At 64.5% G+C, this 22,453-nt stretch carries 24 protein-coding genes; 21 read left to right on the top strand and 3 right to left on the bottom strand.

What is annotated here, in order from left to right; genetic code table 11:
- Positions 1-56: 56 nt before the first annotated feature.
- The 5 genes from AC07VX_RS08230 (at position 57) to AC07VX_RS08210 (ending at position 3,447) form a co-directional block, all read left to right on the top strand.
- Positions 57-647 (top strand): cupredoxin domain-containing protein, encoded by a 591-nt coding sequence (locus AC07VX_RS08230; protein WP_492688350.1) that lies wholly within the window; start codon positions 57-59, stop codon positions 645-647.
- A 67-nt stretch (positions 648-714) separates the two neighbouring features.
- Positions 715-1,155, top strand: a complete 441-nt coding sequence (locus AC07VX_RS08225; protein ID WP_492688348.1) for a DUF411 domain-containing protein — start codon at positions 715-717, stop codon at positions 1,153-1,155.
- A 323-nt stretch (positions 1,156-1,478) separates the two neighbouring features.
- The gene (locus tag AC07VX_RS08220; protein ID WP_492688346.1) at positions 1,479-1,871 is read left to right on the top strand and encodes a hypothetical protein; all 393 of its coding nucleotides are present in this window, start codon (positions 1,479-1,481) and stop codon (positions 1,869-1,871) included.
- 266 nt (positions 1,872-2,137) lie between these two features.
- Positions 2,138-2,755 carry a hypothetical protein gene (locus AC07VX_RS08215; RefSeq protein ID WP_492688344.1) on the top strand — a complete coding sequence of 206 codons (618 nt, stop codon included), beginning with the start codon at positions 2,138-2,140 and terminating at the stop codon, positions 2,753-2,755.
- On the top strand, positions 2,752-3,447 hold the full coding sequence (locus AC07VX_RS08210; protein ID WP_268149175.1) for an undecaprenyl diphosphate synthase family protein: 696 nt from the start codon (positions 2,752-2,754) through the stop codon (positions 3,445-3,447). The genes AC07VX_RS08215 and AC07VX_RS08210 overlap by 4 nt, the downstream gene beginning before the upstream one ends.
- A gap of 35 nt (positions 3,448-3,482) precedes the next feature.
- Here the strand turns inward: AC07VX_RS08210 and AC07VX_RS08205 are convergent, their stop codons facing one another.
- The 3 genes from AC07VX_RS08205 to AC07VX_RS08195 all read right to left on the bottom strand — a co-directional run bounded on the left by AC07VX_RS08205 (position 3,483) and on the right by AC07VX_RS08195 (position 7,020).
- Entirely contained in the window at positions 3,483-3,911 is a 429-nt protein-coding gene (locus tag AC07VX_RS08205; RefSeq protein WP_268149177.1) for a hypothetical protein, read from the bottom strand.
- Between the two features lie 96 nt (positions 3,912-4,007).
- The gene (locus AC07VX_RS08200; RefSeq protein WP_493164241.1) at positions 4,008-4,994 is read right to left on the bottom strand and encodes an NAD(P)/FAD-dependent oxidoreductase; all 987 of its coding nucleotides are present in this window, start codon (positions 4,992-4,994) and stop codon (positions 4,008-4,010) included.
- Entirely contained in the window at positions 4,981-7,020 is a 2,040-nt protein-coding gene (locus AC07VX_RS08195; RefSeq protein WP_268149181.1) for a multicopper oxidase domain-containing protein, read from the bottom strand. The genes AC07VX_RS08200 and AC07VX_RS08195 overlap by 14 nt, the downstream gene beginning before the upstream one ends.
- A 164-nt stretch (positions 7,021-7,184) precedes the next feature.
- Between AC07VX_RS08195 and AC07VX_RS08190 the strand changes: the two genes are divergently transcribed.
- From AC07VX_RS08190 to AC07VX_RS08115, 16 genes are all read left to right on the top strand, one after another.
- Positions 7,185-8,450 carry a type II restriction enzyme NmeDI-related protein gene (locus AC07VX_RS08190; RefSeq protein ID WP_268149183.1) on the top strand — a complete coding sequence of 422 codons (1,266 nt, stop codon included), beginning with the start codon at positions 7,185-7,187 and terminating at the stop codon, positions 8,448-8,450.
- Positions 8,451-8,961: 511 nt separating this feature from the next.
- On the top strand, positions 8,962-9,336 hold the full coding sequence (locus tag AC07VX_RS08185) for a four-helix bundle copper-binding protein (RefSeq protein WP_268149185.1): 375 nt from the start codon (positions 8,962-8,964) through the stop codon (positions 9,334-9,336).
- Positions 9,337-9,384: 48 nt separating this feature from the next.
- The gene (locus tag AC07VX_RS08180; RefSeq protein WP_378990647.1) at positions 9,385-10,188 is read left to right on the top strand and encodes a DUF305 domain-containing protein; all 804 of its coding nucleotides are present in this window, start codon (positions 9,385-9,387) and stop codon (positions 10,186-10,188) included.
- 102 nt (positions 10,189-10,290) lie between these two features.
- A complete protein-coding gene (locus AC07VX_RS08175; protein ID WP_268149189.1) occupies positions 10,291-10,548 on the top strand; it encodes a heavy-metal-associated domain-containing protein in 258 nt (85 codons plus the stop codon).
- A gap of 57 nt (positions 10,549-10,605) precedes the next feature.
- Positions 10,606-10,842, top strand: a complete 237-nt coding sequence (locus AC07VX_RS08170) for a DUF2933 domain-containing protein (protein WP_268149191.1) — start codon at positions 10,606-10,608, stop codon at positions 10,840-10,842.
- Positions 10,843-10,892: 50 nt separating this feature from the next.
- Positions 10,893-13,325 carry a copper-transporting P-type ATPase gene (locus AC07VX_RS08165; RefSeq protein ID WP_276597079.1) on the top strand — a complete coding sequence of 811 codons (2,433 nt, stop codon included), beginning with the start codon at positions 10,893-10,895 and terminating at the stop codon, positions 13,323-13,325.
- A 30-nt stretch (positions 13,326-13,355) separates the two neighbouring features.
- Entirely contained in the window at positions 13,356-14,225 is an 870-nt protein-coding gene (locus AC07VX_RS08160; RefSeq protein ID WP_268149193.1) for a TIR domain-containing protein, read from the top strand.
- A 120-nt stretch (positions 14,226-14,345) separates the two neighbouring features.
- Positions 14,346-16,796 (top strand): heavy metal translocating P-type ATPase, encoded by a 2,451-nt coding sequence (locus AC07VX_RS08155; protein ID WP_493164238.1) that lies wholly within the window; start codon positions 14,346-14,348, stop codon positions 16,794-16,796.
- 5 nt (positions 16,797-16,801) lie between these two features.
- Complete coding sequence (gene cueR / locus AC07VX_RS08150; protein ID WP_268149197.1) at positions 16,802-17,206, top strand: Cu(I)-responsive transcriptional regulator; 405 nt, start codon at positions 16,802-16,804, stop codon at positions 17,204-17,206.
- Between the two features lie 106 nt (positions 17,207-17,312).
- Positions 17,313-18,206 carry a DUF6662 family protein gene (locus AC07VX_RS08145; RefSeq protein ID WP_268149199.1) on the top strand — a complete coding sequence of 298 codons (894 nt, stop codon included), beginning with the start codon at positions 17,313-17,315 and terminating at the stop codon, positions 18,204-18,206.
- Positions 18,206-18,742, top strand: a complete 537-nt coding sequence (locus AC07VX_RS08140) for an FMN-binding protein (RefSeq protein WP_088481155.1) — start codon at positions 18,206-18,208, stop codon at positions 18,740-18,742. Before AC07VX_RS08145 ends, AC07VX_RS08140 begins: the two co-directional genes overlap by 1 nt.
- A gap of 4 nt (positions 18,743-18,746) precedes the next feature.
- Positions 18,747-19,577 (top strand): FAD:protein FMN transferase, encoded by an 831-nt coding sequence (locus tag AC07VX_RS08135; RefSeq protein ID WP_088481156.1) that lies wholly within the window; start codon positions 18,747-18,749, stop codon positions 19,575-19,577.
- On the top strand, positions 19,574-20,077 hold the full coding sequence (locus AC07VX_RS08130; protein ID WP_144397091.1) for a DUF2231 domain-containing protein: 504 nt from the start codon (positions 19,574-19,576) through the stop codon (positions 20,075-20,077). The genes AC07VX_RS08135 and AC07VX_RS08130 overlap by 4 nt, the downstream gene beginning before the upstream one ends.
- A gap of 132 nt (positions 20,078-20,209) precedes the next feature.
- Positions 20,210-20,497 (top strand): flagellar hook-basal body complex protein FliE, encoded by a 288-nt coding sequence (fliE, locus tag AC07VX_RS08125; protein ID WP_088482370.1) that lies wholly within the window; start codon positions 20,210-20,212, stop codon positions 20,495-20,497.
- Between the two features lie 166 nt (positions 20,498-20,663).
- A complete protein-coding gene (locus AC07VX_RS08120) occupies positions 20,664-21,071 on the top strand; it encodes a hypothetical protein (RefSeq protein WP_088481158.1) in 408 nt (135 codons plus the stop codon).
- A 91-nt stretch (positions 21,072-21,162) separates the two neighbouring features.
- Positions 21,163-22,449, top strand: coding sequence for a TolC family protein (locus tag AC07VX_RS08115; protein ID WP_088481159.1), 1,287 nt, complete (start codon positions 21,163-21,165; stop codon positions 22,447-22,449).
- The last annotated feature ends 4 nt before the right edge of the window (positions 22,450-22,453 follow it).

Below are 22,453 nucleotides of genomic sequence, written 5' to 3'. Positions count from 1 at the left end.
TAGAGGCCCGGCCGCACCACTTCCCTTTCCGTTCATCAGTTCAGAAGAGAGTTCCCATGAAAAAGTCGTTCATCGCCATCGCAGCCGCGCTTGTCGCGCTCTCCCCCCTCGCCAGCCAGGCCCATGACGGCGTAGACCATGCCGCTTCCGCGCCGGCCGCCAAAGCTGGCGCCAAGGCTGCCGACGGCCACGCTCACAGCCACGGCGACAGCGACGCCATCGGTGAGGCCGGCAAAGCCGCCAAGGTCACGCGCACCGTCAATGTCGACATGACCGACAACATGCGCTTCACGCCGTCCAGCCTGGACGTCAAGCAGGGCGAAACGGTCCGCTTCGTGGTCAAGAACTCCGGTGGGGTCAAGCACGAGTTCGTGCTGGGCACTCAAGCCGAGCTGAAGGAGCACTACGAGCTGATGAAGAAGTTCCCGGAGATGGAGCACTCGGACCCCAACCAGGTCACCGTCGCGCCGGGAAAGACCGGTGAGGTCATCTGGCAATTCACCAAGGCCGGCAAGGTCGACTTCGCCTGCCTGCAGCCCGGCCACTACGACGCCGGCATGAAGGGTGCAGTCACCGTCGCCGCCGCAAAGGGTTCGAGCAAGCCCACCGCCGCCAAGGCCGATGGCCACGCCGACCACAAGCACTGAGGCCGGCATGTCCTCGCAGATGCATCAGGGGGCCGGGGCATCACGCCGCGAGCTCCTGCGACTGAGCATGAAGGCCGCCCTGGGCGTGGCGATCTTTGGCGGCGTGTCGTCTCGATCCTTTGCAGTCGCTCCCCAACCCAGCATCGAGGTTTGGCGCACCCGCGATTGCTCCTGCTGCGGCAAGTGGATCAAGCATCTGCAGGATCACGGCTTCGCTGTGCAGGCACGCATCGTGGCGGACGTCGCGCTCTTCCGGAAGACCTTCGGCATGCCGGAATCGCTGAGCTCCTGCCACACCGCAAGGATCGACGGCTATGTCGTCGAAGGACACGTGCCTGCCGCGGACATCCTGCGCCTCACTCGCGAGCGCCCTGCCGCGCTGGGTCTGAGCGTCCCTGAGATGCCTCTGGGTTCACCCGGCATGGAAAGCGGTGGAGTCAAGGCAGCCTACGACGTGCTGCTCGTGGCGAAGGACGGCGGCACCCGTGTCTTCAACTCCTATCGATGACCTTTTGAGCCAGAAAGGAACCTCGATGAAATCCAGCATCAACGCCCCAGGCAGCGATACCGCGATGCGCAAGGGAGATCGTGCACGGGCTCCCGCCATCGACCCTGGTCAATAGCAAACCCATCAGTCGCAGCCGTGCATCCGGTAGACGACATGACCTACGAACTGGAAGCCGTCGTGCTGCTTCTGGCTTTAGTCGGCGCGGTAGCCGTGTGCTCTTTCGCCGGCTGGCTCGAATGGCGGCACCGCCACGGCCACCACACGCATGACGAAGCGCACCCAACCACGCCGCCCTCACCTCCACCCACTCCAAGGCCACCCCCATGAACTCCAAGCGCCGTCCGTTCTACTTCCTCGCCGCTGCAGCCTTGATCGTTGCCGCACCGCGGGCGAAAGCCGAACTCATCCAGGTCACCTGGGACGCGAATGGGCGCTACGAGCACCAGTTGACCGTAGCGCCTGCCAAGTTCGCTGAGGTGTGCGACGGGCTCAAACCGGGCGCGCAGGTGCAATGGACCTTTGAGGGAAGCGCACCGACGAACTTCAACATCCATTACCACGAGGACAAGGCCGTGCGCTTTCCTGCAAAAGAGGATGGAAGCACCTCGTCCAAAGGCACCTTGAACGTGACGAGTGAGCAGGTGTACTGCTGGACGTGGAGCAACAAGGGCCAAGCAGACGTGCGGTTGAAGCTCGAGCTCGTCAAGCAGCCCTGAGACGAGCAAACAAGTCAGCGTCGTGACGATGTCCCGGCGCTGATGAACTCAGCGGAGAACTTCCAAGAGCCGGGAAAACTTGCTGCACCAGATCCCGCACGCCATACGTGTCTCGGTCCTGACCGATGACAGGAGAACACGCGCCGCTGGATCGGCGCTTTTCGGCCACAACCAGCCACGAGACGCTGGCTCGCGCTGGCGTGCGAATTGCAGATGCTGCGCATCAGGTCTGGACGCAGGCCTGAACCTCAAGCCCAGGAGCCAGCATGGATCTCACTTCGGAACAAGTTCACTGGATCGGAGGTGCTGCCTTCGTAGTGGTCTCGCTGCTGATGCTTGTCCGAGCGAGCGGCCTTTGGCGCTGGCAGTGGATCCCGTGGCTGCTACCAGCACTGTTCGTCGGCTACGGCCTGGAATCCGTGGCCGATGTTTGGATCCATGGCGATGCCGTACCCGTGAACTACGCAGCAGAGACGCGGCAACACCTTCTGCAGGGCGGCAGCCTGTTCGTCGCCGGCGTAGTGGAGGCGTTGGTGCTGAGTGGCCGGCTGTCGACCCCCATCTGGCGGCTCGCAGTTCCGATGGCCCTCGCGGTGACGGCAACTGTCTTTGCTGCCCATGCGCAACACGGTGGATCAGCTGATGCTGCCGCGATGGCGCTAATGCAAGTCCAACACCGCGGTTTTGCTATCGCCCTGTTCACGGCCGCGGCGGCACGCGGTGCGGAGGTCCTCATGACGAGATCCGCCGCGTCTCGCCAAGCCCCCGGCGCAACAGCTTCTCAGGACTCTCCGGCCAGGCTGAGGGACGCCTGGCTGCTACCGTTGTTGATCTTCGGCTTGCTGATGCTGACCTACACGGAGCCGGCAATGCGCCACTCTTGACCTGCGCCAGCGCGGACGCGATCCAGCGCCACACACGGCGCGACGACGCTCCGCATTCCTCCTTTCACCTCTCGACGCTGACCCGCATGGTTCTTCCCCGCCACATTGGCTTCATCCCCGACGGCAACCGCCGCTGGGCCGTTGGAAACGAACTGCCGAAGGAGGCTGGCTACGCGCATGGCATCGAGCCCGGTCTATCGCTTTTCGAGCAATGCCAACGCCTCGGCATCGAAGAGGTGTCGGTCTACGGATTTACCCAGGACAACACCCGCCGGCCCACCGCACAGACGGAACACTTTCGGTCGGCCTGCGTGGCCTTTGCGCAAGAGATCGTCCGCCGTGGTGCTGCCCTTCTCGTTGTCGGCGATGAGCGGTCATCCCAGTTCCCCGCCGAACTGGCCGGCTACCGGCAGCGGTGCGCAGGCGGCATCAAGGTCAATTTCCTCGTTAACTACGGCTGGGAGTGGGACCTGGATGGCCTGCGCACCGGTCAGCTGCATTCCGAGCAGGTGTCGCGCATGGAGTTGATCGTGCGTTGGGGCGGCGGTCGTCGCCTCAGCGGTTTTTTGCCCGTGCAATCGGTCTATGCCGACATCTATGTCGTGGACGAACTCTGGCCAGACTTTGACCCATCGCATCTCGACAGCGCTCTCGCCTGGTTCCAGAAGCAGGACCGCACCCTGGGCGGCTGAACGCTGTGGAGTCTTACCGCCGTGAATCGCGGTCTTCAGTCGATCAGCAGCTCCGTCCTGTCAAGCTGCAGGTGATGCATGGAAATCTTGACCTTCAGCTCGCCGCCGGATCGCGGCACCGGTGAGGTGACGGCGCATTCCAGCGTCACTTCGCCATCCTCAAAGCGCGACTCTGTCTTGCTCCCCTCCTTGCAGGTGACAGGGGCGCCACTGAGCGTGACCACACGAAGCGACACCACGCTGTCGTCGTGGCTGCCAAGGAAACGCGCCTGAAAGCGGACTGCCCTGTCGGTCTGAAACGTCGGCAGCGCGCATACCGCCTCCGCTTCCTCGTCGTTCAAAACGGTGCTCCGACACTCAGACGCGGCACGAGACTCCGCCGCGCCGGCAACCGGAGCCATCAGAGCGGTGAGCAGCACCGGTGCCGCACATGCGAAAAAGCGCGAGGCGAGGTTGTCAAGCATGGCCGGATGGTGACGCCGGACGGTGACACCGCCGTGGCACCACCCACAGAGACCTACCTGCCCATGCGCAGCCTGACGCTGCACGCGCGCCCTGCCCTACTTCCCAGATGCGTCCGCTGAGCCCAAGGCGTTGTGGATCGACGCGGCGGCGATGGCGGCATGGCCCACGGCAACGCTGATCTGGTCCAGCGCGCTCACCACGTCTCCCGCGGCATACACATTGGGCACGTTCGTTCGGCAATGGTGGTCGACGACGATGCATTGCCGATCATCGAGCTTGACGCCCAGCGACAAGGCCAGTGACGCGCGGGGATCTACTCCAAGCGCCGAGTACAGGACGTCGACGCTTTGCTGATGGCTTCGCCGCACCTGGACGATCACGCTGCCTGACGGATCCACAGACAGTTCAGTGGCAAGGCCGGCAAGACATTCCAGCCCCAACTCGGCTGCCTGGGCCCCGATGGATTCCACACAACCCTCCACTGGGATGACCTTCACCGAATCACTGAAGTTCTTCAGGAACTTGGCCTCGGCCAGGCTGTGGGCAGAGTTGGCCAGCACGCCGATGCGCTTGCCCGTGTGCTCATAGCCGTCACAAACGGGGCAGTAGCGCATCAGGTCGGCATGCTCAACCAAGTCAGCGCCCGGTATGGAAGCCGGCCGGTCGACGACGCCGGTGCAGAGAAGCACAAAGCGACATCGCAGAGTCGACTCTTCCAGCCCCACTTCGAACAAACCCTCTTCGACCCGAATCACGGATTGCACCTCGCCTCGGGTGACGACGCCGCCCATGCGTTCGAGGTGAACCGCCATCCGGAGCAGCAGTTCGTGGCCCGCGATCCCATCGGGAAACCCTGGAACGTTGTGAGACCGGGAAATCTTCCCGGCGCGCGGCTCGCCCGCATCGATCACCCGAACGTCCCGGTGAAATCGTCGGAGGTAGATGGCGGCGGTGAGTCCCGCCGGCCCAGCCCCGATGACGACGCAGTCGACGATATCGGTGACGCGAGGTCTGGCTTGAGCGTTGGGCAAAGCCTGGGTGGGGATGTCCTGCACCTGCTGTCTCCGATCAGTCTCGGACATTCAACACCATCATCAGCCCGCCGCCTCCGTGGTGCTCGACGTTGTTGTTGGTCGTGTGATGGGGGATGTGGCAATGCACCAGCCACGCCCCGGGGCGGCGCGCCGTCCAGAGCACGTCGTAGCGCTGGCCAGGGCCCACATTGACAGTGTCCGCCTCGAATCGCGCGCTTGGTTTGAGGTCGTAGCCATCGCGGGCGACGACGGTGAACGGCCCGCCGTGCACGTGCATGGGGTGAACGAAATTGTTGTTGGTGCCGATGAAGCGCAACTTGATCGTCTGCCCTACCTTCATCGTGACGGTATCCGTCGACGGGAAGGCCTTGCCGTTGATGGTGAAGTAGTTCGGCAACCCGCCCTCCATCAGCATGGCCGGGTACGTCAGGCCTTCCCGCTGCAGCCACTCCTGCAGCTGGATGACGTATTCCTTGTCGGCGCGCAGCTCGGTTGCAGCCGGTGATCCCGGCTTGGGATCGATGATCAGCGCGCCATAGAGTCCCAGCGCCTGTTGACGGTCTGCGTGATCGTGCGTGTGATAGAAAAATGTGCCCGCCTGCTCCGTCGTGAACTCGTAGGTGAAGCTGCCACCTGGGGGGATCGGTTGCTGAGTGATGTTGGCGGGTCCATCCATGCCGTTGGGCAAGATGAGCCCATGCCAGTGCACCGTTGTCGACTCGGGCAGCCGGTTGGTCACCTTGATGCGCACCCGGTCGCCCTCGGTGACGCGGATGCGTGGGCCGGGGATTTGCTGGTTGAAGGCGTAGCCCTCGACCTTGACGTCGGGCAGCACGTTCCAGCGCACGACCCCGGTCTCGAGCTCAAACACTTTGACGCCGTCTTCATTGCGTTCGAACAGGGGGCGGTCTCCACGCGCGTCGGCAGGCGGCTCGTGCTGGACCAGACGCGGATGGACTGCCGCCATGTCGCGCATGGCCTCGCCTGGCGTGTCCCAGAAGGACTTCATCCCCGGCGGCATGATCGACGCCTGGACGTCACGCGCTGAGAGTCGCATGTTCACGAAGATCGCCGGGAAGGTCATGCCGCCGGCCAGCATCAACGTAGTGAACAGACTGACCGTCACCAGTTGCGGCCGCGTCACCTGAGGCTGCATGGCATGAGCGCCATGTTGTCCGCCATGCGAGGCGCCTTGTGATGCACCGCTTTGACCGGTTTCGGAACCCTCCGACTTCGCGTGTTCTCCATGGTTAGAAGAACGACTGGCCGGGGCCATGGCCTTCTCGTGTCCAGCGCTTTCGGCCACATGCTTCCCGTGGCCCGCGTGGTCCTGGTGTGCCATCGAGGCCGGCGTGTTCTCGGCGCTTTGCTTCGTGGGCGCGTTCGGCGCCTTTTCGTCATGAGCCTTGTCGCGCTGCGTCATCAGGCCGTGCTTCATCTGCCGGGACACCATCCAGACGTTGACGGGGTAGGCGATCGCAAAGCCGGCGATGACGCCCACCGACATCACACCCCAAAAGAGCATCTCGGTCGGCTCCATGGCGCGCATGTCCCGACCCATCATCAGCAAGGTCATCACCGGCGCCATCCCAGCCATCATGGCGTTCATGCTGATGAACTCGGGCATGAACGACTTGCGCACGTTCTCCCAGTAGCTGCCGCCCATCATGTTTTTCATGAACAGCGACTGGAAGATGAACAGGCCGAAAGCGAAGCCCGCCACGTACTCCACGATCAAGTCGACCCACATCGGCAGCCCGAGCGATGCCGTCACGACCGCGGCCAGGATGATCCCGGTCGCGTCGCCTGCGACACAGTGGATCGTCGAGCCCACGCCCTGCTTCCAAAGCGGCTTGATGAAGACCTCGTGCTCGCCCGGCGCAGGCTCCTTGTCCGCCATCACGTACAGCAGCAGCCCGATCGGCCCCATGTAGAGGGTCACCAGCACGAACCCCCACTTCATCACCACGGGCTCGGGGTTGTGGCGAAACTGGTCCCATGCCACGTAGGCCGCACTCAGGCCGGCGAGCGCGAACCAGACGATCAGGAAATAGTCGATGGGCTGGACGATCATGGGTTCTCCGAGAGCTGAGACATAGGCGGTGCGGGCGCAGCGGAACACGGCGACAGGGGGCTGGCCGCCGGCACGCTGAAGGTCGCGCGGTGGCAATACGCGTTCCTCTGCATGTCCACTGGGCATGGCCACCGCCACAATCCACCTTGATCTGGGAGGATTGAATGCACGACAGCCTTGCCTTGCTGATTGACCACTGGAAGGCCGATCCGCACAGCACCTACAACAGCTGGTTCCTGTGGGAAGAGCGGCTGAAGAATTTCCGGTCGATCCGCCGAGGCATCGGCGAGGTGGTGAAGGACATCGAGGCCGGAACCTTCGGCAACGCGTACCGTGGTTCGACGTTGGAGACGGTGGTGGGCTCGGTTGCCGAGCAGCGGCAGATCTTCAAGGGTGCGGACCACGCCTTCTTGTGGAAGCCCAAGCTCCGCATCCCCGACATCTACGAAAACGCCGACAACCAACGGGCGTTTGCGCGGCTGCTGCACGCGTGTGACTGCTGCGATACCGCGGAGGCGGTCATCGACGCGATCCAGCGCATCGACGCGCAGCAGATCAAGGGGCTGGGCCCAGCGGTCGCAAACCTGCTGTACTTCATCCACCCCACGCTGGTCCTGCCGTTCAACACCGCCATCGTCAAGGGCTACAACGCGGTGACGGGCAGCAATGTGAAGCTTGGTCGCTGGGACCACTACCTGTCCATGCGCGAGGGGGCGATCCGGCTGAATACTCAACACCGCACGCGCCTGTCCAACGACCTTGGCGCGCTGGCTGGTTTGCTGTTCGAAATCGGCTCGGGTCGCTACCAGGCGCCTCCGTTGGCCACTGACAGTGCACGCCTTCAGGCCTGGGAAGCCGACCTGGCGCAGGTGCGCGCCGAGTCTGCGGCCCTGCAGAAGCAGTGGGCGGCTGAACGGGAGAGCGACACCACGCACACGCAGATTCAAGGCTGGCTGAGGGACCTCGGCAAGGCGCTGGGGTTCGAGGTGTGGATCGCCACCAATGATCGAGGCCGGGCCTATGGCGACGGCCAACTCGGAGACGGTTGCACCGCTGAGCTCACCCGCGCCAGCACGGCCGGCGCAGAGTCGGTCCGGCTCATCGACGTGGTCTGGCTCGAGGCAGGAAGCGGCAAGGTGTGCGCCGCGTTCGAGGTCGAGCACTCGACATCGATCTATTCGGGCATCGTGCGCATGCTGGACCTGGCGCTGGGGACCACAGTCGGCGCGGGCAGCACGCTGTTCCTTGTGGCGCCCGACAGCCGGCGCGACGATGTTCAACTGCAGCTGAGGCGACCGGCGTTCTCCCGCGTGTCGGAGCTCGGCATCCGCTACCTTCCGTACAGCCAGCTGCAACAGCATCGGGAGGCGGCGGCGCGCTTCGGATCTGGCCTCAAACCGATGCTCGAAATGTCCCAGCTCTTGCGGTGAGGTCATGAGGTATGTCGCTCGTCGGCGCCCTGCGCAGGACGCGAGCCGCAGATCATGAAGGTTGCCCCGATGGGAAGGTCAAGCACGAACGCTCGCTACCCCCGCGTTTGAAGTGAAGCCGGCTGCGCCGTCATCCGCTGTCACGGCGGCCTGCCGGCGGCATTAAATCCGCTCGCCCATCGAGGGCGCCGAACATTACGGAAATGTCATCTCCGTGTGCGTTTGGCGTTCGGTAGGAGCTTCTAAGGTGGCCTATGCGCGCTGCAAGAGCCACCGCCCGTCGTGGCTTTCATCGCAAGCGTGTACCCAGCCTCTTTGCCTCCGACCCCAGCCAGATGTAGTTTTGACCTGAACGACTGCAACATCTTCCTGAAGCATCGACCGACGTCTCGCGGACAGCGCAGGCAGGGGTCGGTGCGCTTGTGTTTGGGTCTTTGGCTGGGGTAGCAGTGGGCGCGCGTCTTGCCTTTTGAGGGAGCCGAATTTCCGGTTTCATCGAAGGAGCAAGAACATGGCCCACCAACAACACGCCTCGTGCATCGAGGCCTGCGATCAATGCGCCGCCGCGTGCAATCACTGCTCGACGGCATGCCTGCAAGAGCAGGACGTGAAGATGATGGCGCGCTGCATCGCGCTGGACATGGATTGCGCAGCCATCTGCCAACTTGCCTCGGCCGCCATGGCTCGGGGCAGCGAGAACGCACCGGCGATTTGCACGCTTTGCTCTGACATCTGCGAGGCATGTGCCGAGGAGTGCGCCAAGCACCAGATGGACCACTGCCAAGCGTGCGCCGAGGCGTGCCGTCGTTGCGCCGACGAGTGCCGTCGCATGGCTCAGGCATCGACTTCCACAACAGGTCAGTCCGGCACCGATCACTCGCATTGATCAGCGCCGTTCCAAGCGCTGCCGCAATCCGCCCCTGAGGCGCGAGCGATGCAGCCGACGCTCTGGCTGTGGAGCCTCTGCGAGGCCATCAAACGGCGCGGCGTCCCCCTCCCCTTGCCGAGACATGACATGACTACACGACTTCTTACCCGCTGGGCTGCCATTGCGGTGACCTGCACATCCCTCGTGGTGCCCTTCACGGCCAAGGCCGACGCCCCGGGCGTTGGACTGACTGCCGCATTCGAGATCGAGTTCCTGCAGATGAGCATCGATCACCACTACGCAGCGCTGCGGATCACCGAGCTGGCTGCCGGAACGGACGTACAGCGCAACGGTGAGATTTCACCGTCCGAGGGCACCTCACCGACGCCCGGCTTCGCCGTGACGCCAGCCAAGGCCACGCTGGACGACCTGAAGTCGATGGCACGGCGCAACAACCGCATGCAGCGCGAAGAGATTCTTACGCTCAAAGGCTTCCTGCGCGACTGGTACGGCATCGACTACCAGCCCAAGCTTCGCGACGAAAGCCGCCGCATGATCGCCGTGCTGGACCAGGCACGGCCAGGTGCCGACTTCAATCACCTGTTCTATGAAGTCTTCAGCCGCCACCACTACACCCTGATGGAACCCGTCAACGCGTGCGTCACCGGCAGCGACCTGAGCCACGAAGAATTGCGCAGGGAATGCCGGACCATGTGGATGAGCCAAACGGCTGACATCGAGATGATGCGAAACGAGCTCAAGCGGCACTTTGGCGTCGCTGACTACCAGCCCTTCAAGGGGCGTGAGCCGCTTGCGGGCAGCCGTGGAGGGCCGAAGGGCCAGCACAGCGGTGGCAATCACGGTGATTGAACGGTCCGCGGCACATAAAAACAATTTGCGCAAAACCGCTTGACCTTGCCACGGTGGGAAGCTTCAAAGTGCATGCACCGAGTAACCAACCTGGAGTTGTAGATGATCACTTTTGAAGTCAACGACATGACCTGCGGCCACTGCGTGAGCATGATCACCAAGGCGGTGAAACAAGCGGACAAGGACGCCGACGTCTCCGTCGACCTTGCCACCAAGCGCGTCCAGATCGAATCCAAATCAGGCGATGAGGCCGACTTCAAGGAAGCGATCCAAGAAGCCGGCTACACACCGATCCCGGCCTCGGCAGCAGCAACGCCGTCCTCCCAGGCCGGTGCAAGCTGTTGCGGTGGGTGCCACTGAGGCGGGCGCTTGATCGAGGTCAAGGGGTGGGGCCGCCAGTTCACCGAGCATGGGCTCATGAACACGCCCACCTCCTCCTCGAATCGCCCGGCTCGCCGCTTCGTTGCCGTCGTCGCCTGGGTGCTTGGTGCCATTGGCGCCTACTTCCTGTTGACACGCCATTTCGACCACGTCCTGCAGGCGGTGCCCTTCCTGCTTCTGCTGGCATGCCCACTGATGCATCTCTTCGGACACCGCCACGGTCACGGCGCACATCAGAAAGAGCACATTGAGCGTCCAAAAGACGACGATTGAGTTCTGGCGGCCGGCCCGGCGACCGCTGCAGGTTCAATGTGGAGAACAAGTTGGATCACCATTCCCATGACGACCACGGCCAGCACCCGTCCGCGCCAGACGTGACGCCACAGTACAGCTGCCCGATGCACCCTGAGGTCCAGCAGCCGGCACCCGGGCGTTGTCCGAAATGCGGCATGAACCTCGTCCTGCAAGGCGCCTCGGCCAAAGCCAAGGGCAGCGACCACCATGGACATCATGCCGTCCACGGCATGTCGGCCGCACACAAACACCATGACCACGGGGCGGTGCCCGACGAGCCGCCGGCGTCGGCGGGCCCCGCCGCCGCGTTGCGGCCTGCCGCGGCCGCGATCTCCAACGTGGGAGAAGCGGCTGCGGCGAGCGCGACGATCTACACCTGTCCCATGCACCCGGAGATTCGACAGGATCGGCCGGGCAACTGCCCCAAGTGCGGGATGACGCTGGAGCCGCTGATCCCGGAGGCGACGGCAGACGACGACAACCCGGAGCTGCGCGACTTCTCCCGCCGCTTCTGGTGGACGTTGCCGCTGACGGTCGTGGTCACGGTCCTGGCAATGGGCGGACACCGCCTGGGCCTGATGGCGCCCGCTGCGCAAAGCTGGCTCGAACTGGTGCTTTCGCTGCCCATCGTTTTCTGGGCGGGCTGGCCCTTCTTCGAGCGCTGCTGGCAGTCTCTGCTGCACCGCAGTCCCAACATGTGGACGTTGATTGGCATCGGCACCGGCGCCGCGTTCCTCTACAGCGTCGTGGCGACCGCGGCGCCGCAACTCTTCCCGCAGAGCTTCGCGGCTCATGGCCGCATCGGTGTCTACTTTGAAGCTGCGGCCGTCATCATCTCGCTCACACTGTTGGGTCAGATGCTGGAACTGCGGGCTCGTTCGCAGACCTCTGCGGCCATCAAGTCGTTGCTCGGGCTGGCGCCCAAGACCGCCCGCCGCATCGAGCCGGACGGCTCCGAGGCCGACGTGCCGCTCACCCATGTGCACGTCGGCGATCGGCTGCGCGTGCGGCCTGGTGAAAAAGTCCCAGTCGACGGCGTGGTCCTCGAAGGTTCCAGCGCGATCGACGAGGCCATGCTGACGGGCGAGCCGGTTCCCGTGATGAAACGTCCCGGCGACAAGGTCATCGGCGCGACGATCAACACCACCGGGTCGCTGGTGATGCAGTCCGAGCGGGTGGGCTCCCAGACCATGCTGTCCCAGATCGTGCAGATGGTCGCGCAGGCTCAGCGTTCGAAGGCGCCGATGCAACGCATGGCCGACCAGGTCGCCGGCTGGTTCGTGCTCGTCGTGATCGGCATCGCGCTGACCGCCTTCTTCGCGTGGGGTCTGCTCGGTGGTCCCCAGGGCTGGCAATACGGGCTTATCAACGCCGTCTCGGTGCTGATCATCGCCTGCCCTTGCGCTCTTGGCTTGGCGACCCCGATGTCCATCATGGTTGCGACGGGCAAGGCGGCAACGCAGGGCATCTTGTTCCGTGACGCCTCGGCGATCGAGAACTTCCGCCGCGTCGACACCATGATCGTGGACAAGACCGGCACGCTGACGGAGGGCAAACCGACGTTCGAGCGAGCCATCGCCGTCCCAGGACGGTCTGACGACGAAATCCTCCTTCTGGCGGCCAGCCTGGACCAAGGCAGTGAGCATCCGCTGGCCCATGCCATCGTGGACGCCGGCCGCGCCCGTAAGCTGCCGCTGGAACAGGCCGTTGATTTCGAGTCGTCCACCGGTATCGGCGTCCGCGGCCAGGTTTCCGGTCGCCGGTTGGCGCTGGGCAACACCGCGTTGATGGGACAGGACGGGGTCGATGTGTCACCGCTTCGCGCCCCGGCAGAGGAACTGCGGCAAAAGGGCAGCAGCGTCATGTTCCTCGCGGAGGACGGCTGGCTGCTCGGGATCCTGGCCGTATCGGACCCGATCAAGCAGAGCACACCAGAGGCGGTGCAGAGTCTTCGGAGCGCTGGGATGCGGGTGGTCATGGCCACCGGCGACGGCTTGACCACCGCCGAATCCGTCGCCCGCCAACTGGGCATCGACGAGTTCCACGGCGAAGTGAAGCCAGCCGACAAGCTGGCCCTCGTCGACCGCCTGCAAAAGGAGGGTCGCGTGGTCGGCATGGCCGGAGACGGCATCAACGACGCCCCTGCACTGGCCAAGGCCGATGTGGGCGTCGCCATGGGCACCGGCACCGACGTGGCGATGAACAGCGCCCAGGTCACCTTGGTCAAGGGTGACTTGCGCGGCATCGCCCGGGCCCGGGCCATCTCCGAGGCGACGGTCGCCAACATGCGGCAGAACCTGATGTTCGCCTTTATCTACAACTCGCTGGGTGTGCCGCTGGCCGCCGGCGTGCTCTACCCGTTCACGGGCTGGGTCTTGTCGCCCATGATCGCCGCCCTGGCCATGAGCCTGTCGTCGGTCAGCGTCGTCTTCAACTCGCTTCGCCTTCGCGCGGGAAAATAGCCGCCATCAAGTCAACGACATGGGAAGCGCATGTACAACCTGCTGGTATCTGGCAGAGACGGGACCTGGGACGGCAGCCCCTGGACCATCGAGGCGTCGCGCTGCGTGTGCGAGTACACCGACAAGGAAATCAGCCGCAAGTTCGAAGCGTTGGACGCTGGGGCGATCAACGAGCTGAAGAAGCTCCCCTGCATCTTCGCGTATGAGACCCCGAGCAGCACGCCGCCCCAGTTTGGCGTGCTGACCGACATCACCAAGCGCCAGGGCCAGGTGCGCCTGGAATACGAGCTGCAGGCTGTGCAGCCCTTCCTGTCGGCCAAGGACCTCGTCACGTACTCCTTCGAGCTGGACATCGGCAAGTGGGAATTGAACCGCACCCATTGGGCGGTCAAGGAGGTCAACCTGGCCAAGGAGCTGCGGGCCACCGGCATCGCGCTGCCGCCCTGGGTCCGCGACATCTCGCGAGCAGTCGACATCACCACCCATGTGTTCGACGTCGGCCTGTCTTTCCCCGGGGAAGCCCGAGCGACGGTGGAAGCGGTGGCCGCCGAGCTGGAACGGCGCCTCGGGCCCAACTCCTACTTCTACGACAACAACTACGTGTCGCAGCTGGCCCGTCCTTCGCTGGACAACCTGCTGCAGGACCTCTACCGCAATCGCTCCAAGCTGATCGTCGTCTTCATCGGCGGCGACTACCAGCGCAAGGAATGGTGCGGCATCGAGTTCCGGGCGATCAAGGAGATCCTCATGGAGCGCGATCACGGCCGGATCATGTTCGTCCGCACCGACGACGGGCCCGTGGAAGGGGTCTTCAAGACCGACGGCTACGTCGACGCCCGGCGCTTCACGCCGGCCCAGATTGCCGGCTTCATCGAGGAGCGGGTCCGGCTGCTGGGCTGAGACACGCCGGTCGCGGCGGGTCGCCGAAAGTTCTACGCAAAAACCGCTTGACCTTCCCATCATGGCAAGCTTGAGACTTCCGTTCATGGCCGACACACGACGCGCCGGAAAAGGAAAACCATGAACACGACGGCCTCCATCACACCCAGCGCCGCCACCCGGCAGTGGCAGCTTCCCGTGGCGGGCATGACCTGCGCATCTTGCGTGAGCCGTGTCGAGAAGGCGCTGTCCAAGCTGCCTGGCGTGCGTGAGGCCACCGTCAACCTCGCCACCGAGGCCGCCACGGTCGACGCCGGGCCCGAGGTCAGCCTCGACAGCCTGCGCGCCGCGGTCCAGAAAGCCGGCTACGACGTTCCCGAGCAGGCCGTGACGCTCCAGGTCGAGGGCATGACCTGCGCATCCTGCGTCGCGCGCGTCGAGAAGGCCTTGAAAAAGGTGCCCGGGGTGACCGCGGCAGAGGTCAACCTCGCCACCGAGCAAGCCCACGTCAAGGTCACAACACGGGAAGCCGACCTCGCCGCGTTACTGTCGGCCGTCGACAAGGCCGGCTACGCCTCGCGCGTCGTACCCGCCCCTGGTTCAGCTGCAGCCAGTGCCAATGATTTAAGCGGCCGGGATGCTCCGTCGGCAAAACCGGCTTTGCCCGAATGGTGGCCCATCGCGGTGGCCATGGCGCTCTCCGCCCCGCTCGTGCTTCCGATGTTCGCCACGCTGTTCGGTGCCCACTGGATGCTCCCGGGCTGGCTGCAACTCGCGTTGGCCACGCCGGTCCAGTTCTGGCTTGGCGCGCGCTTCTACCGGGCTGGATGGAAAGCGTTGCGCGCCGGCGCCGGGAATATGGACTTGCTCGTCGCCCTGGGCACAAGTGCGGGCTACGGCTTGAGCGCCTATCAGCTGTGGGTCCATGGCGACCGGGGCATGAACCACTTGTACTTCGAAGCCTCGGCGGTCGTTATCACGCTGGTCCTGCTCGGCAAGTGGCTGGAGACGCGTGCCAAGCGGCAGACCACGGAGGCGATTCGCGCGCTCAACGCCCTCCGCCCCGAACGAGCCCGGGTTCGCCGCATCGGTGCCGATCTGGATGTGGCGATCGCCGAGGTTCGTGTTGACGACCAGGTTGTCGTGCGCCCGGGCGAGCGGATTCCTGTCGACGGCGAGGTGGTTGAGGGTGCCAGCGAGATCGACGAATCGCTGATCACCGGTGAAAGCCTGCCCGTGGCCAAGCATGTCGGTGACCGCGTGACCGGCGGCTCCGTCAACGCTGAGGGTCTGCTGCTCATCCGGACCACGGCGGTCGGTGCCGAATCCACCCTCGCACGCATCGTTCGGCTTGTCGAGTCGGCGCAGGCGAAAAAGGCGCCTATCCAGCGACTTGTCGACCAGGTGAGCGCCGTGTTCGTCCCGGTGGTCATCGGCATCGCTGCCCTGACACTGCTGGGCTGGGGGCTGGGCACGGGCAACTGGGAGGCTGCGATCCTCAATGCCGTTGCAGTGCTGGTCATTGCCTGCCCGTGCGCCCTTGGCCTGGCCACGCCCACCGCCATCATGGCCGGCACCGGCGTTGCCGCACGTCACGGGATTCTGATCAAGGACGCCGAAGCACTCGAGGTCGCGCACAGCGTCAAGGTCGTCGCCTTCGACAAGACCGGGACGCTGACCGAGGGCAAGCCGGAACTCGTGGCGTTTGAGGCGGTCGATGGCAACACCAGCAGCATGCTCGGAGCGGCTGCAGCCATCCAGAACAACAGCGAGCATCCGCTGGCGCGTGCTGTCATCGAGGCTGCCAAGCGGGAGCGGGTCGGTGTGCCGCCGGCCAGCGAGGTCCGAGCAATTGCCGGACGTGGGATGGCGGCCGTCGTGCGCGGCCGAAACCTCAGGCTGGGCAGCACGCGGTTCATGCAGGAACTCAACGTCGACCTGTCGGCGATGGCCAAGATCGCCGCCGCGCTGGAAGCTCAGGGACGCACGGTGTCCTGGCTCGCCGAAGCTGGTGAGCGCCCTCACCTGCTTGGACTGCTGGCGTTCGGTGACGCGGCCAAGGCGTCTGCGGTGGACGCCATTCGGCGCCTGCATGAGATGGACGTCAGCACGGTGATGCTCACCGGCGACAACCGCGGCAGCGCCACCGCCATCAGCCGCCAGCTCGGGATCGACGAATTCCGGGCCGAGCTCCTCCCCCAGGACAAGGCCGATATCGTTGCCGAGCTCAAGAGCGGAAACAGGCGCGTGGCGATGGTCGGCGACGGCATCAACGACGCCCCTGCCCTGGCGGCTGCCGACGTGGGCATCGCGATGTCGACAGGTACTGACGTGGCCATGCACGCCGCTGGGATCACTCTGATGCGGGGCAACCCGGCGCTGGTCGCTGACGCCATCGACATCTCGCGGCGCACCTACGCCAAGATCCGCCAGAACTTGTTCTGGGCTTTTGCCTACAACGTCGTCGGCATACCGCTGGCCACCTTCGGGCTGCTCAGCCCGGTGGTCGCAGGAGCGGCCATGGCCTTCAGCAGCGTGAGCGTCGTCACCAACGCGCTGATGCTGCGCCGCTGGAAAGGAAGTATTCAATGAGCAGCATGAGCATGACCGGCCCCTTCAACATCGGTGAGGCGGCCAGCCAGTCGGGGGTGTCCGCCAAGATGGTCCGGCACTACGAATCGCTGGGGCTGCTGCCCAAGATCGGGCGGACCGACTCCGGCTATCGCCAGTACACCGACAAGGAAGTGCACACCCTGCGTTTCATCCGGCGAGCTCGGGACCTGGGCTTCAGCATGGCGGAGATCGCCGAACTCCTGAAGCTTTGGCAGGACCGGCGCCGGGCCAGCGCCAACGTCAAGCGCATCGCGCTGGCGCACGTCGCCGACCTGGAAGTCCGGATGAAGGAGATGGACGCCATGAAGCGAACCCTGGAGCGCCTGGCCGAGTGCTGCCACGGGGACCATCGGCCGGACTGCCCGATCCTGGACGAGCTGGCCGACTGACGCTCCGCGCTCTCGCTCCTTCTGCAGAAAGCTGGCTGACAGCTGCACGTTGACACCATGCGCACACAATGAGAATAATAACGATTCTCATTTGCATTGGATAAGCATGCTCCTGTCTTCTCAGCGCGTGGCGACCGCCACGGTCATTGGCCTGGCCCTTCTTTCTCGCTCCGCCGTCGCTGGCGAATCCCCTATGGGCTGGATCTACACCGCTGAAGTCGCGCCTCCAGGGACTAGGGAATTCGAGCAATGGGTCGACGTTCAGACCAAGCAGACACGGGGCGACTACACCAACGTCCGCTTGCGCTCCGAGCTGGAGTTCGGCATCACGTCTAAATATCAAACGGCCATCTACCTGAACTCCCGCTTCATCCGCGCCTATCGCAACCAGATGGACGGCACGACCGCTGGCCCCAACACCGACATCCCCGACACCTTCGATCCCACATCCCGCTACAAGATGAGTCGCGTGGAGTCGGTGTCATGGGAAAACATCTATCAGCTATCCAACCCATTGGTGGACCCTGTCGGGCTGGCCGTCTATGTCGAGCCCTCCTGGGGGCGTCGCAACAAGGAGCTGGAATTCAAGCTCATCCTGCAGAAGAACTTCTTGGACGACCGCGTCATCTGGGCCACCAATCTGAGCACCGCCCTGGAGAACAACAAGCGGGGCAGCGACGTCGAAAAGGCGACGGAGCTCGATCTGCTGACAGGGGTCTCCTACCGCTTCATGAACAACTGGTCTGCAGGTATCGAAGTCCGCAACCATCGCGAGTTCACGGGCTACGGGTACGGGGTGGCCAACCACTCGGCGTGGTTCCTTGGGCCGAACGTCCACTACGCCACCAAGGGCTGGTGGCTGACGGCGGCCTGGCGCAGCCAGATGCCCTGGGCGAGTGGCTTCCAGGATGATCAGAAGGAGGTGATCAGCGGCGGCCGTATCTACGGCGACGAGCACACACGCAACCAGTTCGTGCTGAAGCTGGGAGTGCCGTTCTGATGCGCTGGGAACCCTTCTTCGCCGTTCCCCTGGCTGTCGCCTCGACCGCCGCTTCGGCCAGCGTCTTCTTCTCGACCGAACAGGCTCAGCAGGTCATGTTCCCCGCGGGGAAGTTCACCAAGGTCGCGCTGGCCATGACGCCAGAGCAGCGTGATGGACTGTTCGCCCGATCGGGCGTCCACGAGCCGTTTCGGGAAGACGGCGTCTGGTCGGTGGAAGGCCAAGGGTTCTTCATCGTCGATCAAGTCGTCGGCAAGCACGAGCTGATCACCTATGCCGTGGGGCTCAACCTCGATGGCAGCGTGAAGCAGATTGAGATCCTCGAATACCGCGAGACCTACGGCTCAGAGGTGCGAGGGGCCGCGTGGCGGCAGCAGTTTGTCGGCAAGACTGCCGCGTCGCCAGTCAGGCTCAACAAGGACATCGCCAACATCACGGGCGCCACGCTGTCCTCCAAGCACATCACAGACGGGGTGCGGCGGGTTCTGGCTGTCTATGACTTGGCGTTGAAGGGGCTTCACAGTGGCAAGCGTTGAACGCATGCAGCCATTGCTGGGCACGTTTGTCACCATACGGGCACAAGGCCAGGAAGGCGTGCCTGAATCCGAGGTGACGGGCGCGGTCAGCGCTGCGTTCTCGGCCATAGCCCGGGTGCAGCGGCTGATGAGCTTTCATCGCCATGACAGCGACGTGGGCCGGCTCAACCGGGCTCGCCCTGGCTGTCACCTGCGCGTGCATCGCTGGACGAGCGCTGTGCTCAGCGAGGCGTTGCAGCTGCACATGGCGAGCGCCGGTGCTTTCGATTGCAACGTCGGTCGGGTTCTCGTGCGAGGCGGCTTGCTACCTCGCTCACGCCCCGCCGTTGTCGGCCGATCCAAAACGTCCATGTCCCGTGCCATCAGGTTGGCAGAGGGTGGCCGCGTCAACGTCGCCCAACGGGTTTCGCTTGATCTCGGAGGCATCGCAAAAGGATTTGCTGTCGACCAGGCGGTGCGTGTCCTGCGCAGTCGGGGCATGCAAAGTGGGCTTGTCAACGCCGGGGGCGACCTCTACGCCTTCGGCTCGGCGCCACAAGAAATCTGGGTTCGATGCCCGAAGTCGCCGACTGACATGAAGTTGATCGGACGGCTGCAAAACGGTGCCGTCGCGACGTCCGCCAGCTATTTCGCCTCCAACCTGGGCAACGACGGCAAGGCGGCAAGTGCCATCGTGAATCCGAGGCACCAGAGGCGTGTTGGCCTGCCAGGGAGCGTTTCTGTGGTCGCGAAAAGCTGCCTGCAGGCCGATGCGCTCACGAAAATAGTTGCGTTGCGAGGCTCCCTTCCCGCCAGCATCCAGAGGCGAGCGCGAGCAACGGTCATCCGACTATGACGACGACAAGACCTCAACCGTTCAGCATTCGCCTGCCAGCTTTTCAGCGGTGGGCGACCTATGGCACGTTGGCAGTGGTCGCAGCAAGCGGAACTGCCTGGCTCGTCGTTCATGACTGGCTGCGGTTGAACTGGTTTGCCGCTGAGCACAGGCTGCTCGTGACACACGGCGTTGCCGCCGCCCTTGCACTTACCGTTGTCGGAGGTTTGCTGCCGCTGCATATCCGGCTGGCCTGGCGCATCCGCCGCAACCTTTGGTCCGGTGCGTTCACCCTCATCATCATGGGACTGCTCGGCTTGAGCGGTTGGTTCCTCTACTACGGTGACGAGGAGTGGCGGGAAATTACCCGTTGGCTGCATATTGCAGTTGGCCTGCTCAGTTGCGCCGTGGTCCCGTTCCATGTCTGGATGGGCAGGCGTCGCTCGGCAAAGCAGCAAGCCCCTCAAGCGCTGCCTACGCAGGTAGGCAAGGAATCGTTGGCCACGAACTGTGCCCCTTAGCGGACCCAGTTCCGGCGTTTTCCCATCTATGACGAGCGCATCCTGTTGCAGCCGCGAGGCTGGCGGTATCACAGCTGTCGATTCCGATCACCGAACCGTGGGAGGTGCATTGTGCAAATGAGATTGACGCCGATGGACTCGATCCAGTCGATCGCTCGCTCGGCCGAGGCACTGACCAAGCCGGCTTCGGTACAAGGGCGAGGGTTTCAGGATGCCTTGGCAAGTGCGCTTCAAACCACCAGCGACCTGCAAAAGGAGTCGGGCAGGTTGAGCAAGGAGTTCTCGCTGGACAACCCCACGGTCAGTCTCGAGGAAACGATGATCGCCGGACAAAAGTCGAACATCGCTTTTCAGGCGACTTTGCAGGTGCGCAACCGGCTGGTTCAGGCCTACAGCGAAGTCATGAACATGCAGATCTGAGGCGATAACCAGGTCGATCAAGGGCCCCTCCGTGTCAAACCTGCCGTGGTGTAAGGCGACGGAACCCGTCGCCGACGCATACCGCTTACGCGTTGGCTCTGGACGGAAACGCGCAGACTTTGATCTGGATCTAACGCCCCCGGCCACACGCGGATAGACTTTGCCCATGATGTTGAACAAGACCTACCGGCGCTGGATCGCGAGCTTGCTCGCGGCGGTGCTGGTGTGTCTGCAGCTCTCTACGGCAGCCTACGCCTGCCCCGTCCCGACCGGCTCGGAGTCGATGCCGATGGTCAGCATGGCCGGCATGGCCGACTGCGACCAGATGTCCGGGATGGACACCGAACAGCCGCAGCTGTGCAAGGCGCATTGCGACCGCGACAAGCAGACGGTCAACAACGCGCCGGCGCCTGACCTTGCGCCCGCGGTTCTCCTCGATCAGCTCTTCACCCGCCTGGCCCTCTGGCTCCCGCCCGAGACCGCAGAGGCACTCCCTGCGGTCATTACCGCCCACACCGGCCCGCCAGACGGCACGCTGCCGGTGTATCTCACCCTCCAGGTCCTCCGCAATTAAGCCCTGACGTCCGCGCTGCCGCACGCGCGGCGGCGTGCCCACGTCTCGCGTCGCTTGCCGACTGCTTCCAGGCTTTTTGTGGAGCGCCATCATGGCCATCTTCTTTTGGGCGGGATCTTGGTCCCGCTCCGGCGGCACAGGAGCTACCTGCCGCCGCATCCGCAAGGCTGTCATCGCGGCAGGCTTACTTGCAGGCGCCGCCGTGCATGCGGCCCCCGTCACCTTCGAACAGGCCTTGTTGCTCGCTGAACAGCGCTCCGCCGCACTGACGGCGCGCCAGGCCGCGGCAGAAGGCGCGCAACAGGCGCGCACGGCCGCAGGGCGCCTGCCCGACCCCAAGCTGGCTGTCGGCATCGAGAACTTCCCGATCTCAGGTCGCGAGCGTTTCAGCTGGAACCGCGAGTCCATGACCATGCGACGTGTCGGCGTCATGCAGGACGTGCCCAACGCTGCCAAGCGGGCCGCCCAGCGCGACGCTGCCGACGCCAAGGCCGAGCGCGAGCACGCGATGCTGGAAGCCGAACGCCTGGCGGTACGCCGCGAGGCGGCGCTGGCCTGGCTCGCCCTGCACTTCGCCGAGCAAAAGCTGAACGTCTTCGCAACGCTCGAGCAAGAGAACCGCCTCTTGCAGGACACGTTGTCTGCCCGCGTCGCATCCGGAGCCGCCACGCCCGGCGATGCGCTGATGGTGCGCCAGGAGGCCTTGGAGCTGGCCGACCGAAGGGACGAACTGCAGGCCGGCGTCGAGCAGGCACGGGTCCAACTGCGGCGCTGGACCGGCGACCAGCCGGAACTGTCCGCTGAGGCTGAACCGCCCCCGCTGCGGCCGGACCTGGCGCGATTGCTGGGCGGGCTTGATCGGCATGCCGAACTGCTGGCCTTCAACCCGATGCTCGCAATGGCTCGCGCCGACCTCAGCGAGGCAGAAGCGATGCGCCAGGGTGATTGGGGCTGGGAGGTCGCCTACGGCAACCGCGCACGGTCCTTCGGTGACATGGTCTCGTTCCAGCTCACCTTCGAGCTGCCCGTCTCACGGGCCACGCGCCAGGAACCCGTTGTCGCTTCCCGCCGTAAGGACGTCGAGCGGCTTGAGGCCGAGCGGGAGGATGCGCTGCGCCGCATCCGCGCCGAGGTGGATACCCAGGTTGCGGAGTTGCAGCGACTGGAGCGTGTGCTGCAGCGCCAGCTAACCGCCACGCAACCGCTTGCCCGGGAGCGCGCCCAGGTGACCCTGGCCAGCTACCAGTCCGGCCGCGCCGACCTCGGTGCCGTGCTCACCGCCCGCAAGAGCGCTGCCGAAGCGCAGTTGCGCGGTCTCGATCTTCAAGCCCAGGTGCTGGCCCAGCAGGCCCGCCTGGCCTATCTCATTGCGGAGTGACCCC

Source organism: Roseateles sp. GW821-FHT03B02 (assembly GCF_059421025.1).
Note: the sequence above shows the minus strand (reverse complement) of the source record. Positions and strands in the feature narration are given on the sequence as shown.